The 17104-nt window shown below is 52.1% G+C and carries 10 protein-coding genes; 5 read left to right on the forward strand and 5 right to left on the reverse strand.

Features of this window, described 5'->3' with window-relative positions:
- Positions 1–50: 50 nt before the first annotated feature.
- Positions 51–2441 (reverse strand): T9SS type A sorting domain-containing protein, encoded by a 2391-nt coding sequence (locus KOO63_00555; protein MBU8920327.1) that lies wholly within the window; start codon positions 2439–2441, stop codon positions 51–53.
- A 152-nt stretch (positions 2442–2593) separates the two neighbouring features.
- Here KOO63_00555 and KOO63_00560 point away from each other — a divergent pair, with 152 nt between their 5' ends.
- The 4 genes from KOO63_00560 (at position 2594) to KOO63_00575 (ending at position 7421) form a co-directional block, all read left to right on the forward strand.
- Complete coding sequence (locus KOO63_00560; protein MBU8920328.1) at positions 2594–3961, forward strand: alginate export family protein; 1368 nt, start codon at positions 2594–2596, stop codon at positions 3959–3961.
- A gap of 46 nt (positions 3962–4007) precedes the next feature.
- The gene (locus KOO63_00565) at positions 4008–4151 is read left to right on the forward strand and encodes a hypothetical protein (GenBank protein MBU8920329.1); all 144 of its coding nucleotides are present in this window, start codon (positions 4008–4010) and stop codon (positions 4149–4151) included.
- Positions 4148–5587 carry a sodium/proline symporter gene (locus KOO63_00570; GenBank protein ID MBU8920330.1) on the forward strand — a complete coding sequence of 480 codons (1440 nt, stop codon included), beginning with the start codon at positions 4148–4150 and terminating at the stop codon, positions 5585–5587. Before KOO63_00565 ends, KOO63_00570 begins: the two co-directional genes overlap by 4 nt.
- 112 nt (positions 5588–5699) lie before the next feature.
- Positions 5700–7421 carry an AbgT family transporter gene (locus KOO63_00575; GenBank protein ID MBU8920331.1) on the forward strand — a complete coding sequence of 574 codons (1722 nt, stop codon included), beginning with the start codon at positions 5700–5702 and terminating at the stop codon, positions 7419–7421.
- Position 7422: 1 nt separating this feature from the next.
- On the opposite strand, the gene KOO63_00580 is transcribed toward KOO63_00575, so the two are convergent.
- From KOO63_00580 to KOO63_00595, 4 genes are all read right to left on the reverse strand, one after another.
- Positions 7423–8631 (reverse strand): glycosyltransferase family 39 protein, encoded by a 1209-nt coding sequence (locus KOO63_00580; protein ID MBU8920332.1) that lies wholly within the window; start codon positions 8629–8631, stop codon positions 7423–7425.
- Between the two features lie 6 nt (positions 8632–8637).
- Positions 8638–9909, reverse strand: coding sequence for a glycosyltransferase family 39 protein (locus KOO63_00585; GenBank protein MBU8920333.1), 1272 nt, complete (start codon positions 9907–9909; stop codon positions 8638–8640).
- A 270-nt stretch (positions 9910–10179) separates the two neighbouring features.
- Positions 10180–13488: a PDZ domain-containing protein gene (locus KOO63_00590; GenBank protein MBU8920334.1), complete on the reverse strand. Its 3309-nt coding sequence runs from the start codon at positions 13486–13488 to the stop codon at positions 10180–10182.
- Positions 13489–13626: 138 nt separating this feature from the next.
- Complete coding sequence (locus tag KOO63_00595) at positions 13627–14208, reverse strand: hypothetical protein (GenBank protein ID MBU8920335.1); 582 nt, start codon at positions 14206–14208, stop codon at positions 13627–13629.
- 155 nt (positions 14209–14363) lie between these two features.
- On the opposite strand from KOO63_00595, the gene KOO63_00600 reads away from it, so the two are divergent.
- A complete protein-coding gene (locus tag KOO63_00600; GenBank protein MBU8920336.1) occupies positions 14364–16907 on the forward strand; it encodes a hypothetical protein in 2544 nt (847 codons plus the stop codon).
- Positions 16908–17104 lie beyond the last annotated feature (197 nt).

Here is a 17104-nt window from a genome sequence, read left to right on the forward strand (position 1 = left end):
TAATGCAATAAGATAAATGATTGGTGAAGGGATCGAGGGGCCAAGTCGGATCATCGGAGCAGAACGGCTTTTCTGCTGATCTTCGAGTCAGGTGTCCTGAGGATGTAGAAGTAGACTCCGCTCGACAGGTTTTCCGGCTGCCAGGGCACTGAATGGGGCCCGGATTCCATCTCGCGGTCCAGGATGGTCTCGACCATGCGTCCAGCAGCATCATAGACGGTCAGGCTGACCCTGCCCGAGGCTGGAAGGGAGAAGCTGATCGTCGTCACCGGGTTAAAAGGATTCGGCTGGTTCTGCCCGAGGGTCAATGGGGATGGAGTGGTGACAGAGGAAGTCGATTCGACCACATCGATGGTAGATCTGTACATCAGCCTGTCATGAGCAGTCACTGTCAGAATCAAAGAATCGATTTCCGCGCCCAGCGGACCGCCAGTCGGAATGATGAGCCTGCCGGCTTCATCAGAGAAGGAGACACCGACACAATCGTTGCCGTCATATAAAGAAGCAAGGGCACCCGGGATATCTGTTTCGGCGACCAGGAACAGTTCGTCCCTCCCTGTTTCTGCCGGATGGGTCACAGGGAGCGTGGATGGTGTCGAAGTCCAGCCGTCCATGGCCGGGTCACCGAGAAGGTTGAGACAGTAGTAGCACCAGCGGTGTGCTCCCGGCTCGTATTCATCAGGAAGGTCTACGAACGGCGCGGTCTCATCTTTAGCTCTCCCCAGGGCATCTCCGAGCATCGAAATGCCCTCGGCAAAGATTGCGTCGAAGAATTCTCTCTGAAAGTGGTGGGAGGGTCCGTTTGTCGTCCCCTCTGTAAACCATCCGTATCTTGAATGGCAGAGCAGGGCAGAGGCATATGTATCGATAGTGACCATAGTCTCACATATGCAGTCATCGGCGTCGAAAGCGCCTGCGTAACAGCCATAAGTGTAGACGATGGGGAAATTCGTCGAGATACCGTCATTGGTAAAATTGGATGTGTTGACATCGCCGACGCCCAGCCGCATCGCGTAGTATGTGTTTGAATGTCCCGCGTGGCTCAGCCAGCCTGTTCCAGCGTTTACAGCCGCGTAAAGCATAGCCGCGGACCAGCTCCCAAGGTCCCGGTCATAATATCGCGTGATATCGAAGCCTTCAGGGATGCCGTTGGTAGTGAATCCCCAGGTGCCGCATTCGCCGACCAGCTGGTCCATCTCGTCTCCGCCCCAGGTCAGAGGGCTCGAATATAGATGCTCGCCGAGCAACAGCGACTTTTCCAGATCGCCAGTGACCGGCGATTCCTGATACATGACGACCTTGTTTATAAATGCGGCGGCCTCGGCCGGAGAATCGACCGGCGCCCTGCCTACAGAGATCTCCTGGTAGAGGTCGTCCTCGCCGGGCTCGCCCCACAGGGCATCCCCGTCTGTGTTCCAGTCGCCGTCGAGTGCGGCGAAGTAAATATCGGAGGGTATATTTCCGTCCTCATATAGAGAGGAAGATTGAACGGCACAGTACAGGCCTCTGAACGGCACGCTCGCGACTCCCCCCGGGTCGCCGTCGCCGGCAAGGAGAAGGTATCCTATGCCCTGTGTCATGTACTGGTCTATTACAGCGGAACGGATCTTTTCAGCGGTATCGCTGCCAGTCCACCCCGCGTCTATATCTTCGACGGTCATTATACTGGTCCGAATCCCACGCTTCTCATAATGATCTCTAAGCGGAGTAAACTCGCCGGCCATCGAAGCTGTTGAGATGATCAGATAATCATATCCTGTGCCGGCAGCGATCGAACCACCTCTGGCATCAGTCATGGGGACGGCTGACGGGTTATCGACCAGGCTTGTCAGTCTGTCCCTGGTGATTTTATCCCACCTGATGAACCGCAATGCTTTCGCCGCCGCTGCTCCAGGGGCCGTCTCTATTACGATCTCGACTTCGCTGTACCAGCCAGCCTCAGACGTAGCGGGATTGTACGATACAGGTGAGAAACAGCCCGTGGCGATCGCATGACCCCTGAGGAAATGTGTTCTGAAATCGCTATCGGCTGGATCAGTCATCCTGTCGATCAGGTATGCCTCCTGCAAGAACAGAAATCCGTTGTTTCGTCCATCGTCGGCAGGATCCGATCCGGGCCGGACATACTGCCTTGGATGAAGTCGGATCGATTCCGATATCGGTCTCCAACCCTTCCTTATGATTTTCGAAGCTATTGCTTCTTCGCCCTCGGGGAGGAGGATCCGCACTCCGTGGAACGGGAATTCCGGCTCACCAGGTTTTCCTGCCTGGATAACGCCGGGAAAGAATATTCTCTGAAAGCCATTTCCGGCGCTTTCGATAACGGGATCTTCGAAATGACAGACCAGTCGGACTTCACCGGCGTTGACTTTAGCATGAAGGAACAGGCCTGAGGAGGCGACAATCAGCACCAGAGATGTGGCAAGAGATGATAGTTTCATGAAAACGATTATATCACATGTGACCGGTCTTTGCCAGAGAAGCCGATTCTATCCCCGGCATTATTGAAAATAAGTAGATGAAAGATCCAGCATGGGCTATTATGCCCGGGTCAAGTCATATGGGCAAAACAGAATGACGGAGGAAAAGGTTGATGAAGGCTTCAGAGAGCAGGTCCGGCGTTGGTTCCGCCCCCCACGGGGCATCGAAATGGTATCTCGTACTGGCCATCGTGGCCATTCTGCAGAGCACATTTCCATCGGGCTCGATGGCAGATGAAGGCAGTGCATTTAAGTGGGGTTTCAAGGAGCGAGTGAGGCAGGCCTACCTTCTGAACGGATTCGATCTATCAGACGATATCGATGCCGACAGAAATTATATCAGGGTCCGTTCACAGCTATGGGCCAGCTGGGCGCCTCGCGATGGCTGGAAGATCCATGCCGGGCTTAACAACGAACACAGGCACTGGTTCAAGTCGGAAAAAGGGCTCCAGGACGAGGACTTCGAGATCGATGAGCTGATAGTCGAGAACTTCTATCTGTCTGCCGAAAAGATCGGTGGTTCTCCCTTCAGCATAGTGGTGGGAAGGCAGGATATCGCGTACGGTGAAGGTTTTCTGATGATGGACGGCGGCCCTCTCGATGGTTCACGGACCAGGTATTTTGATGCTGTGAGAGTAAAAGCGGAAAGAGGCCCCAGATCTATAGAGGCTCATTTTATCACCGATTCTTTCTGGGACAAACATATGCCGGTCGTAAATCCGCTCTACAAGAAACTTATCGAATATAACGAAACGGGTGCGGGAGTCTATTACATAGACGAATCGTTAGAAGGGAATAAGCTGGAAGGCTACTACTTCTATAAGAATGAAAAAGATGAGGATGATCTGATCCCCGAAAGTGATATCCATACTTTCGGAAGCAGGGTGACTGGGAAATATGGCGATCATCTGGATTACGCGGCCGAACTGGCTTATCAGGTGGGGGACAGGGGTGAGTCGGCGCGCAAGGGCCTCGGAGGGATCGCCAGCGCCACCTGGTCGTTCGATGTAAGGATGGACCCATCGGTGAAGGCGGGGTTCGTATATATGTCGGGAGACGATCCGTCGACCGATGATTTCGAGGGCTGGAACCCCCTTTACAGCAGATTCCCAAAATGGAGCGAGATGTATATCTACACTCTTGCCGCCACAGAGAGAGGCGCGGCTTACTGGGAAAATCTCATCATCTATCACCTGAATTTTGTGATAAAACCAGTCGATGATATCACTGTCGAGACCATATTCTGTCTTCTGATGGCGCCGCAGGGAGATCTGGCTACCGATCCGGGACTCCTTACCCCAGACCCGATATTTGGAACGGGAGATAGCAGGGGTGTCGTATCGAAGGTGAAGTTGAGTTGGAGATTAAAGAAATGTTTATCCGGGCATCTGCTGTGGGAGAGGTTTGTTCCTGGCGATTACTATTTCGACGGCGCAGACACAGCGCATTTCCTCAGGTGCGAGTTGATGTTCGAATATTGAGGTAAACAGGGCAGGAGACCGGAAGTCTGAAGAAAGGTGGTTGAGAATGGGTCCTTTTAATATGCCGTGGCTGACATTTTCGGCATTCATAGTCATCGATATAAGCATCCTTGCCGCAATCATCTGGGCGGTATGGGATATCATGAAGGATCCTGAAAAGGGCGGGGAGAATGGGGAGGGACGACGATGAGTCTGCTGGCAGCCTGTATAGTGGTATTGATACTTTATGTCGGAGTCCTGGTCGGAATCGGGGTCTGGAGCAGTCGGAAGACTGCCACGGCGGAAGATTTCATTATCGGCGGGAGGAAGGTCGGGCCATGGGTGACCGCCCTTTCATTCATAGCAGTTTATTTCAGTTCGGTGCTGATCATCGGTGGCGGTGCGTTCGGATACAAGTTCGGAATGGGAACGGTCTGGATAGGCGCGATAAACGTCCTCGTCGGATGCACACTATGCTGGATAGTCCTCGGTCGCCGGGTCAGGCGCTTCACAGAGAGGATGGGCGTCAACACCATCTCCGGCTTCTTTTCGAAAAGATATAATTCGCCCGAGGCCGGAGTATTCTCGGCTCTCATCATCTTTATCTTTCTTATCATCTATAATGTCAGTGTCGTCAAGGGTATGGCTCATTCATTCGAAGTCCTGATGGGGCTTCCCTACTGGGGCGGAGTACTCATCTCAGGGATCGTCATCATCTTCTATGTTGTGCTGGGTGGATACCAGGCGGTCGTCTGGACCGGATTGATCCAGGCCTGGGTGATGATATTCAGCCTTCTCTTACTGACATTTCGGACCCTGAACGCTGTTGGAGGCCTGAGCGAAGGAATGCGAAGACTGGCCGAGATCGGTCCGGGGTATGTAAATACTCCCGGTGAATGGGGATGGGCGGGGTTGATCAGTTTCTGCCTCGTAGTCAGTCTCGGAGTATGGGGTATGCCACAGTTGCTAATCAGGTTCTACTCGATCAAGGACGCGAAGACATTCCGGCTCGGGACCGTGATAGTCACCGTAGGCGCTGCGATCGCTGTTCTTCCATATCTTAACGGCGCACTTTCGAGGTTGCTCATTCCCGACCTTCAGAATGCCGACCTTGCGATTCCCTCTCTGTCCCGGATCGTCCTTTCTCCCTGGGGAGCGGCTATACTTCTTGCCGGGGTAGTGGCGGCCGGGATGTCGACATTCGCAGGGGTCCTCATAATCATATCGAGTTCCCTTGTGCGGGACGTCTATATCAACGGGATGAAGAAGGTGATGACCGGTAAGCAGGAGATCCTTGCAAACAGGGTCATAAGTGGTGCGGTTGGTGTCATAGCCCTCCTGATAGCTCTGAAGCCGCCAGCCCTGATCCTTGTCCTCACCGGATTTTCATGGGCCGTCATCGCTTCGACCAACCTGTGGCCTCTTCTCCTGGGTCTGTACTGGAAGGGAGCCAGCAGGGCCGGAGCCTTCGCATCGATGCTGGCCGGCACGGCTACAGCCATTATCTGGACCTGGCTGGGCAAGCCTTTCGGGATCCACGGGTTTATCACGGGGACAGCCGTATCATTGATAGTCATCGTAGTGGTCAGCCTTGTGAAGAGGGCTTCATACCCTGAGGGCCATATAGAGGAGATATACGGGGACTAGGATATACGTTCCGAACCATATCGACAGGATTGAAAAAACAGATCCACTCTCGAAGGATTGACAGAAATAATTTTCTGGATTTCTGAACGCACGTACTATAGATTGTAGCACTATGGAAAAATTTCTTACGTGGGTTGAAAAAACAGGAAACAAATTACCGCATCCTTTCTGGATGTTCGTCTATATGGGTGTCCTGGTCCTGGTCCTGTCACTTATACTGGGGCTAATGGGTGTCTCTGTGGTCCACCCCGTGACCAATGAGACCATAATAGCGAAAAATCTGATATCTGAACATGGCCTTCAGATGTTTGTTCTCGAGATGGTTACGAATTTCTCTCACTTTGCTCCACTCGGCCTTGTCCTGGTGATGTTGATGGGTGTCTCTCTGTCACTTCATTCCGGGCTCATGGAAACGGCGCTGGCCCGAATGACGCGGGTCCCTGAATTTCTCATATTGCCTATGATCGTGGTCACAGGGATTATGGGCAACCTAGGCTCTGACGCAGGGATCGTCGTGGTGCCTCCACTTGCCGCTGTGGCTTTCAAAAAGATGGGAAAGAGCCCTTTGGCCGGGATCATTCTTGCCTACGCCTCCTGTACGGCAGGTTTCACAGCCACATTGATTCCCAGAGGTACAGATGTGCTGATGGCCGGCTTTACCAACTCGGCACTCGATGATCCGAACATGCACGTGGGTGCCTCGGCAAACCTGTATTTCATGATCGCCTCTGTTTTTGTTCTTGCGGGAGTAATGACCTGGGTCGCCAAACGATTTACACTTCCAGTCTGTGATGTCGTTACTGAGGATTCAGTTATCGACAATGCTGAGCCAGGGGAAAAAGAAAAAAAGGGAATGAAGTGGGCGATGGTAGCGTTGGCTCTTTATCTGGTGCTTGCCTTCATGACAGTGCTGCCTGAAAATGGGCCTCTTCGCTACGATATTTCCAGGATCCAGACAGTGAACTTCGAGAAAATGCCTGAGAATGGGGAAGTTCAGAAATTGTCCGGTAAAACGGCTTATGTTCTCGATGGGGAAACGAAAAAATTTGCCGTTGTTCAGGGCGACCAGAAACTATTCCTGGCTGATTCAGACCTGAACAATAAAAGAGAGGGTGCAAAGGTTCGCATCTATCTTCCGGAAGGTGAGACGGCCCTGTCCAGTGTTTGCTATATAGAGATCATGCCCCCCGTGATGCGAGGCCCGTTCTTCAAGGGACTCGTGGTAATTCTCTTCTTCTTCTTTGCTGTTCCCGGCGTGGTCTATGGTGTGATAGTCGGTAAGATCAAGAGCCTTTCCGATATTCCATCCATGATGGTTAAGAGTGTAAAAGGTATATCCGGTCTTGTCGTCCTGGTATTGGTCATCTCTCAGTTCGTGGCATTCTTTCAATGGTCCAATCTCGACCAGCTGATAGCGATCTCTGGAGCCAATCTACTCAACAAACTGGCATTTCAGGGCCCCATATTGTTCATTGTCACTATCCTGATAGTCATGGTCATGAATCTTTTCCTCGGGTCCAGTTCAGCAAAATGGGCGATGCTGGCCCCTATCCTTGTTCCCATGTTTCTGTTGCTGAAGACTTCGGTCTCACCGGCGCTCACCCAGCTCATATACAGGATCGGGGACTCTACCACGAACGGTATCTCCCCTCTTTATCCTTATTTCCCGCTTGCTCTCGGCTGGGTAAAGGAATACAGGAAAGACGCCGGTATCGGAACATTGATACGGCTTCTCATGCCCTACGCTATATTCACCGGGATCGCGTGGGTCGCGTTACTGCTCCTCTGGTACTTCCTGGGCATACCTATCGGCCCCGGAGAACCAATCAGGTAAGTCAGTCATCTCGCGGAGAATCCTTCAATCTATCAGGTATACTGCGGAAATATTCGACAAGTATTGTCGGGATCCTTTTCATGGATGCGAGCAATTCCTCTTTCGGCTTCTCTCTCAATATCAGGATTTTTTCTCCTGCTCCCCTGCACCATGCGATGAGGACCAGTGACGCGAATGGGATCAGCAGGAGTTCAAGGGGCAACCTGTATCTCAGGTCGAATTCGGTGAGCAGGATCGCCATCAGGATATAGCCGGCTGTAGATATTACCGGGATGAGATCTTTTCGCCTCGTCCGCGTTATCAGACCGAGCATGCCAAGCAGCATTATCGCTGTATATGAATATGCTGCCGAATACCTCATGTTCTGCCTTGCTTGATCGATCCCGACGATATCTCCCTTCCAGCCCTTTGTGAAGACGCGAGTGACCCCGTCGTACAGGTCGTCGACGATCTCCCAACCTGTCTCATCATAATAAAATTTATCCGTGTTAAGGGCGTAACCAGCGCTTCTGTAGAGAGGGATGGGTTTTCCGACTACCAGAGAGTTACGGATCGCCCATGGCAGTAGAAGTAATATCAACACGACGACAAATGTGAACCTTTTTTTGATAGTGACGAGTATGCCCGGTGCCAGGTACAGAAGAATGGGGTGAATGAGTGCCGCGATGGACAGGGTTATTGCTGCCCAGACAGCTTTTTTTCTGGAAGCCGGCATTGTGACAAGGATGGCAAAAAGAACAGCGGTCATGAGGAGGCCCGGTGAATCGGGGAATGTCTTCATATTGTAAAGGATGAAAGGAGTGTACACAGAACTTATTGCTGCTGCGATAAGACCGTTCGCCTTGCCTCCGAGGGCCCGGCCGATGACGAAGAGGGGAAAGACAACCAGTGCGGACAATATCCCCTGGACGATCGATACGGCTGTCATATTGCCGCTGCCGAAGACTGCATAAATGAATCTGAGGAAAAGTATATAGAGCGGAGGCTGGTAACTTTTAAATCCACCTTCGAGCGCGACGCTGCTGAGTCTTCCTGAATCGTCGGGAAAAGGTATGATCTCATAGTTGAGAGCAAAGAAGGTATGAACCGTCACAGACAGCGCGAAAAGAACGATCAATGTCAGCAATACTCTGGCACCGGGCCAGAACGGGAATCCTTTATCGGTTGTCGCAGTGTCGATATTCATTCCCTTGTCCACTTCCGGTTTCATTTGTCCTTACGCCTCGTTCTCTGATCCGGTCGCGGCGATTGTTCCGTCAGTCGTCTCTGCTTCATTCCGCTTGAAGAGGTCGGTAATCAGGATCGCAGCGAAAATGATCAGCATCGGTTCGATCATCAATCTGTACCTCACCTTGAAGATCGCAAGGATAGTTATGAAGACCACATAGCTGATCGTCATTCGGAATATGATAGAGTTACGGCTGTCTCTGAGTCTCAGCATACCGATCAGTCCCGCGATCATCACTGGCAGCCAGGCATATTCGATGATCTTGTGTACGTTCCTGTTCTCGGGGACAAGTCTGACCATGACGAAGCTATCCCATCCCCGGGTCACGAAAACAGCTGCCTTGTTGTAGACTATATCAAGTGTTTCCCACTTGTTCTTCTTGATGAAATCCGCTGCTCCGCGGAGATACCGTCCGCTGGACAGGTCCCTGCTTCCGAGTTTAGTCTGCCGCATCTCGTAGCTTCGCACCCCTGTCGCTTTCTCATTGTACGATTTGTACAGAGCGAGCGCTGCTCTGTTTGACACCTTGCCGGTCGCGAGTCCGACGACCATGAGCGGCAGTACGACGATTGCTGTCGCGGTGACGAACAGAAGTTTCTTCTTTACTCCTGTGAAGATTCCTGGCCAGAAATACAGGAACGGAGGCCTGAACGCGCATCCCGCGAACAGGATCAGGGCAGCGGCGACCGATCTTTTCCTCCCGGAGGAGGGATGGACCAATGCTGCCATCAGCAGAACGACGAACAACAGGCTGACAGATTCGGTCAGGGTGGTAAGGTTGTAGATGATAAAGTTCGGATAGATCGCGGCAATCGCGGCGGCGACTATGCCGGTTGCCCTGTCCCTGACGCGAGCTGTGACATAATAGATCCCGAAGACGGTCAGAGTGCTGAGAAGTGCCTGTATTAAGAAGATTGCTTTATAGTTCGACTTGCCAAAAATCCCGTACACTGTCTTCAGGAAAAGTGGATACCCTGGCGGGGGAGATACCCGCGGAGTCTCGAGGGATGTGGCGTGAGCCTTTTTCTTTGTGGAGCCGCGCGCACTTCTTTTTGCCATTGCTTTCTTGTCATATAATCTTTGTCTCGTCGCTGACTGTGTTTCGATATTCACTGCCGGGGCGTCGTCTCCGAGGGCGATCCTGTTGTATGTGGCCATATCGCTGTAATCGGGGACTGTATCACAGTCAAGCGCCGTATAGACACGTATTGCTGCCGCGGCAAGGATTGTTATGATGAGAATGGTCTTCCAGGGTCGCATCGTCCATTCCAACAGGATTGGTGTCCAGAAGGTTCCCGCCGATCAAAGTACTCGGACAGGGCGGTTCCGATAGCAGGAAATCTAAAGGAAATCGGAGGCTGTGTCAACCAGGGTACAGGATTTGATGACCTGATGGCTGTGGATCTTCAGAGCTTGTAAAAAAGGCCCCTCCATGAGTGAGGGGCCTTTCTCCGCAGGCTTCCGTTGCTGCTCAGCACGGAACCCGAGTAGCGCAGATGATCCTGCTGCCAAACTATGTATATCCAGAGCCTAACTTCTGTCAGGATCTTTCGGCGTCGAAGGATATTTTTTCGCCGGAGGATCCTTCTTTATCTGTTCCATCAGATATTCAACGGCCTTTTCGAGCTGCGGGTCGTGGCCGTCGACCACAAGGTCGGGCCGGTTGTCGACTTCGATGTCGGGAGCGACACCGATCCTCTCCACATCCCATTCACCGTCCATGTTGATGAATCCGATCGAGGGCATCGAGATAAATCCGCCGTCGAGTAGCGGGATGCCCCGGTCATATCCGACAAGGCCGCCCCAGGTCTTCATTCCAACGAGGGGACCGAGGCCCGCCTGTTTGAAATAGTAGGGGAAGGCATCTCCGCCGGAACCTGCGTATCCATTGATGATACATGCCAGATGACCCTTGACCGCAGTCACGGGAATTTCCATGGGTTTGCGATCGCGGCGCTTGAATGTGTTCGTCATCTTCTGTCCGAGCTTGTTGATGAAATAGTTCGGTATCCAGCCGCCACTGTTGTAGCGTACATCGACGACTATCCCGTCCATGCCGGCCTGCGGGAAGAAGTATTTGCCGAACTCCATCAGGCCCTGGACATTGGTGTCGGGTACGTGGAGATAGCCGATCTTTCCGCCGCTTGCCTTGAGGACCTTCTGCCTGTTCGACTCTATCCAGTCAGCGTAGCGCAGATTGGTGTCGTTGCGCAGAGGCTCGATAGTATATTCTTTCGCGTCCTCATCCGATGCGTTCTTGCCGACCTTGATCACGATCTGGTGGCCGGCGGTATTCTCAAGCAACTCGTGGACGTTTGTCGGGTAGACAAGTTCCCTGCCATTGATCTCGAGCAGGTAATCGCCCTCTGCCACATTGATCCCGGCCTGGGCCAGAGGTGCCAGGAACCGGCCGTCCCAGTTCCTTCCTGTATAGATCTTCGAGAACTTGTAGAGCCCTGTCTTCTTGTCGATCTCGAAGTCACAACCGAGATATCCACCGCCAATGAGCGGACTTCTCGGCCCGGGAGCCCTTCCGCCGCCTATGTAGGCGTGACCTACGTTCAGCTCACCCTGGAGCTCGCCGAGAACATAGTTGAGGTCGCCCCTGCTTGTAAGGTAGGGCAGGAAGACTTCATAACGTTTTTTGATCTTTTTCCAGTTGACTCCATGCATGTTTTCCACATAGAAGAAGTCGCGTTCGAGTCTCCAGGCTTCATAGAAGATCTGGCGCCATTCGGCAGCCGGATCGGTCTTCATCTGAAGATTCGTGCTTATACTTTCGTCGCCTATCTTCTTGCCTGCGGCAACGTCTATGATGCCGAAACTTCCGCCGGGACCAGCATAGAGTATCTTGTTTCCCGAGGAAGATATCGCCCATCCGTTGATTCCGGAGATAATCGTCTTTTCCTCGCGCTCTTTCAGGTCGAAGTATTTCAGTGCTCCACCGTTGGCGCCTGCGTCGGTAAAGGAGATCACTCCAGCGTTCGGAGGGAACTCTCCGTAGATGACCTTGCCGGAGATGGCAGTAAGGCCACCGAAATTACCTGATCCGATCGGAAGGGATATGGCTCGGGATTCGAGCCCTGCGATATCGATTTCGAGTTCTTTATCCTCTTTCTCTTCTTCGTCTTTTTTCTCGTCATCCTTGTCGTCTTCTTTGTCCGCTTTGTCTTTGTCTCCATCTTCCTTTTCGTCTTCCTTCACTTCGATCTCGTCACTCTCCGGGGCGAGAGGAGAGGGAGTGTCGGCCTTCAGGGTTGTGACGCAGACCGTGGTCGGTGAGACGAATTCCCATCCCATTTCGAAATTCCTGAACCTGATGTTGATTGTACGGTCGGTGAGGAAATAGAGATATTTCCCATCAGGATCGAATGATGGTGAATAATCGTTGTACAGGTCGCTCGTAGCCTGGAACTTCTCGTCTTTCGTCAGGCTGTAGAGATATACCGACGAGAAGTTGTTGTCGCCGATCTTCGAGTAGGTGATCCACTTGCTGTCGGCTGACCATGAGAAATCTCGCAGGTCACCGTACTCGTTCCGGTCGATCTTCGTGATCTTTTTTGATTCGACATCGAGGCAGTAGAGCCAGCTAAGTTGATCGAAGAAGGCTATATGCTTACTGTCAGGAGACCAGAGCATGCCCAGGGGGTAGTTCTCTCCGATTTTGGTGATCTGTTCTTCTTTGCCTGTCCCGTCAGGTTTTGTCAGATAGAGTTCGTATTCTCCGGTCCGGTCGGAGAAGTAGGCGACCCAATTGCCGTCCGGTGAAAACGCGGGGCTGCGTTCGCGGATTCCCGGAGTCTTTGTAAGATTGCGTACTTCTCCTTTTTTGGCCGGAACCGTAAAGATATCACCCCTGGCGCCGAACATGGCGCGCTTGCCCGATGAGGAGAGATCGAAACTGTTGATGAGGTTCCCAGCGTTTATATAGGCTTCCCTCTTCAGGTTGTGTTCGGAGGGGACGTTAATATTGAGCCTGGCCGTTTTTTCGGTCTTAAGGTCGAGTACATATAGATAACCGGCGTTCTCGTAAATAATGCGGTCGTCGCCAAGGCTCGGCCATTTGACGTCGTATTCGTCGTGGTCGGTGATCTTGCGTATCTGTTTCGTGTCAAGGTCGTAGCAGAAGATATTCATTGTGTGGTCGCGGTCCGATATGAAGTAAATAGTGTTTCCGTACCACATCGGGAAGGCGTCTGTGCCTTCGTATTCGGTGAGTTTTTCGGCCTTGTTCTTTTTAAAGTCGTATGTCCATATATTCTGTTCCATACCGCCACGGTATCGTTTCCATGTGCGGAACTCGCGGGACATCCGGTTGTAAGCGATCTTCTTGCCGTCAGGGGAGTAGCTGGTAAGCTGTCCCTCGAAGAGAGGCAGGACTTCCGGGTAGCCGCCCTTTGAGTCTATCGTATAGAGCCTGGCGTATCTTGGGCCCGGATTGGTCTTGGTGTCCTTGTTGCTTCTGAAAAGGACCTTTTTCCCTGAAGGATGCCAGTCGAGGACCATGTCAGCCTTGGGATGCCAGGTCAGTCGCTTCGGGACACCGCCGGCTGCGGGAATAGTATATACATCGAAGTTGCCGTCGTAACTGGCAGAAAAAGCCACGGTCTTCCCGTCAGGCGAGAATTTAGCGTATGCCTCTCCACCGATATGCGTAGTCAGGCGGGTGGCCGTCCCTCCGCTGGTGGGGGCTGTCCAGAGGTCTCCTGCATATGAGAAGACGATCATGTCCCCGTAAATGTCGGGGCGACGCATCAGACGGCTTTCGTCAGCCGCAAAGACAGTGTTTGCAACGAGTAAAAACGAAAGTGTCAGAGCGATAAGTACTCTTTTACCCATTTAAGAACTCCTTTCAGGGGTTTCAGCTAGCGTATTCTGAAAACAATGATTCGGTTGTATCCGTAGTAAGTAATACTGATTAAGGAGGAAATAGTTTCAATTATTCAGGATTGATTCACGATTTTATTAACAAATCCCTCAAATCCAGGGATACCCATCCCTTTCGACACAGATCCTGCCGCTGCTGCCCTGATAAAGTTCGATCTGAGCTTCAAGGACCTCACCACCATTATTGTAGAGTTCATCGAATACTATAGTGTAAGTGCCCGGAGTGAGACCCGATATCTCGATCATGACATCATAGAGACAGAGGCAGTCGCACGGTTGGGAATCAGGGCCTTCTTTTTCCTGGATCGTGATACTGTCTCCTTCGATGACTATATCGACTTCGATCGTCCCCGGACAGCAGTTGAGCGTCAGGTTAGAATGAGTGATCTGCAGGGTTCCTGAAGTATCGTATAGATACTCGAAACAGTCTTCCGCTGCCACGGGGGAAGTGATCGGAGTTTCGCCGGAATTGCCGGAGGCCTCTCTCAGGGCAGTCGATCCCTTGCACCCGGACGCGTGTGACAGGGTCCAGGAAGGTTCCTCTATCCACGATCCCGCCCTCTGGTCATCTCCGCATCCTGTCATGGGAACCGTAACAAGCGAGACAAGCGTGAGGCATAGGGCCATGGAGATCATCCTGTGCGCTAAGAATGGGAACTTGTGAAAATTCATCGTAATCCCCCTTGATTGTTTATTTGATATCACTCCCTGTAAAAAGATAGTCGATTTTATCGGTGCAGTCAATACGACTCGGCAGTAAAAGTTTTGATATCCAACCCCCGTTGCGATAGAGTAAGTCCCGGCTGATAACGAAAGAGGTGTTTAAGATGAAAAGTAGAAATAAGAAGGGGCTGATCGCTCTGACGGTGATAGCCGTTCTGATAATCGCGGTCAGCGTCACACTGCGCATGATGCTTTCCAGGGACAGGCTTGTCGCCCTTATTGTGCCTCGTATCGAGGAGGCTGTCGATGCGAGCATCAGCATAGGAGATATAGGAATCAGATTTCCATTCGGTTTCGGAGTGAATGTATCTGACCTGTCGTTTGAAAAGACTCTTCCTGGTTCCGGAGATCTCAGCGTCAATGCGGCGAGGACGTCGGTAAATGTCTCGTTGATGAGTCTCGTAAGGAAACGCCCGAATATAGAAAAGGTAGATGTCGAGGATGCCGTGATCGTGTTCTCGGGAACCGGGACAGATCCGGGTATCGAGCTTCATGGCGTCAGGGGTAGTTTCTCCATGCAGCCTCGAGACAGTCTGAATGTCATCAATGTAGATCTGAAGATCGGAAAAGTGACCGTCAAAGGAATCGGGGAAGATGGGGAATTCAGGATCGAGGATGTCGGGATCAAGGCAGGCATTGTGGCTCCACCCGATTTTAATTCGATAGATCTGACAGAATCTGTCATAAAGATCGGTGATAATATCAGCGCTGACCTGACAGCTGAGATAGAAGACCTGTCGGGCCAGGGACTGTTTTCATTCAGCTTGTCCGGCAGAGAGATGGATCTGCCAGCATTGATCGAGTGGGCACTCGGAACAGGAGTCCTGGAACAGGCAGGACCTGCGGGGAGAGGAATATCGATCGACACATTGCCGGTCAAGATCTCTTCCGGCACATTGGCGGTGTCGGCTGGGGGCAGTGGTTCACTTCAGAATGCTTCTGTCGCTGCGCTGAAAGGGAGCGCCGTCTTAAAGGGTCTTGCGGGGACTCACGTCGCGACGGGCCTGCCATTCAGTGTAGATGGGGAGGTAAGTTTCGCCGGAGATGAAGTGTGGGGCGATGACCTTACCCTGAAGTCAGGAAATTCCAGCATAATAAATAAGCTGAAGGTGAAGCTAGGGACTGACATGAAGCCTGTAAAGGCAGAAATCGTTTCGGAGTATATTCTCGATCTCGGCGAACTGGCTGCCGCTGTCCCGGGGGACGGTGGTATTGAGATGGCTGGAACGGCAGAAGGAAAAATCGTACTTGGCGGGAAAACTTCTACGCTGAATAATCTGTTCCCTGGCGGCCCGGGCAGACTGGACGCATCGATGATAAGAAGAGCGTGGAAAGATGTCGGCCTGGATGGACAGCTTGCTCTGAAGGGAGGCGCTATCAGGATAGAGGGCGAGGAGCTCGATCTGTCCGGAATCGGGATAGAGTGCGGGATCAGGGGGGGCAGCATCGAATCGGTGAAAGGCGCATGGATGATCGATGGAAAGGCCTGGTCTGTCAATGGATCGATGCAGGACATCTTCCCATGTCTGTCGGAGATGATGCTTCTTGCTATGGTGGCTGAGGGTAGTGGAGATGAGGATACCGCGAGTAAAGGAGCCTCCGGGGAAATCGGGTCGACGGGCGTTTTGCTGGATTCGATTCATAACAGACCTGCTGTAACCCTGGAACTGAACGGGCAATGTTTTGACGCCAGGCCGTTTCAGACGAAAGAAAAACAGGCTGTGGACACTCGAAAAGAGGCCGATGCTGGCGGGACGACAGGAGACCGCGGGGCATCGTCAGGGGAAAACAGTCTTTCGGGCGCCGCACCCTTTTTGTTGAACACTCATTTTTCTGCCACGCTTGATACATTGATAACAGAAAAGGCTGTTTTTACTTCAATCAGAACAGAGGGCAATATAGATAACGGAAGGATTCACGCGAATTCGATCGACTTGAAGTATGCCGGAGGTAGTGGGGCAGGTAAGGCTGATATCGATCTCAGGAGTGCCCCTTGCGTAAGCTCGGATTTCGACATTGATTTCAAGGAGATACAGGCAGACAGGGCACTGATGGGAATCCACAATATGGGCTCCCTGGTCAAGGGCGTATTTTCTTTTAAGGCTGCGGGTGATCTGTTGTCGGGGCCTGGAATCGATCCTGTGAAATATATTACGGTCTCTGGAGACGCTTCTTCGACGAGTGGGATGGTCGACCTGACGTCGTTTATCGCTCCACTCTCTGGTGTGGCGGCTATTGATCTGTCCCGGCTCCAGAAGGTCGATTTCAAATCCTGGACCGGAAGCTATTTCATAAGGAACGGGAGATTTGGGACAGAGGACTGGAAGATCGCTTCGAGAAGTGGAGACTGGGACATAAAGGGCTCATTCGGTTTCGATGGTTCGCTTGACTACAGGGCGCGTCTGGTCATTCCTCCCGCAGCACAGAAGGAGATGAAGGATCTCAAGAAGTACGGTGATCTCGTGGACCTGTTCATGGATGAAAGTGGCAACCTTGTGCTTGATCTTGATGTGGGAGGCTCAGCAAAATCGCCGAAGATCCGTCTTGACCAGTCCGCGGCGAAAGCGAAGGCGGGTCAGAAACTGATGGACAGCCTGAAGGATGGCACTGTCGACAAATTGAAAGACCTGTTCAAGAAAAAAAAATAGGATTGCCTGCACGAATAGAAAAAGCCCCCCGGGAGCAGCGGTCAGAACCGCGTTTCCCAAGGGGGCTTGTTTTCTTTTTCTATCTCTTCATCTATTCCGTAGGATAGTTGAGAGCAGAGCTGCGTCCATCGACCTCAATGATCGATTTGGCATCATCACAGCTAGAGATGATCGGGCGCGTGCGATCAGTATCAGGA

The sequence above is a fragment of the Candidatus Latescibacterota bacterium genome, from assembly GCA_019038625.1.
Lineage (GTDB): Bacteria > Krumholzibacteriota > Krumholzibacteriia > Krumholzibacteriales > Krumholzibacteriaceae > JAGLYV01.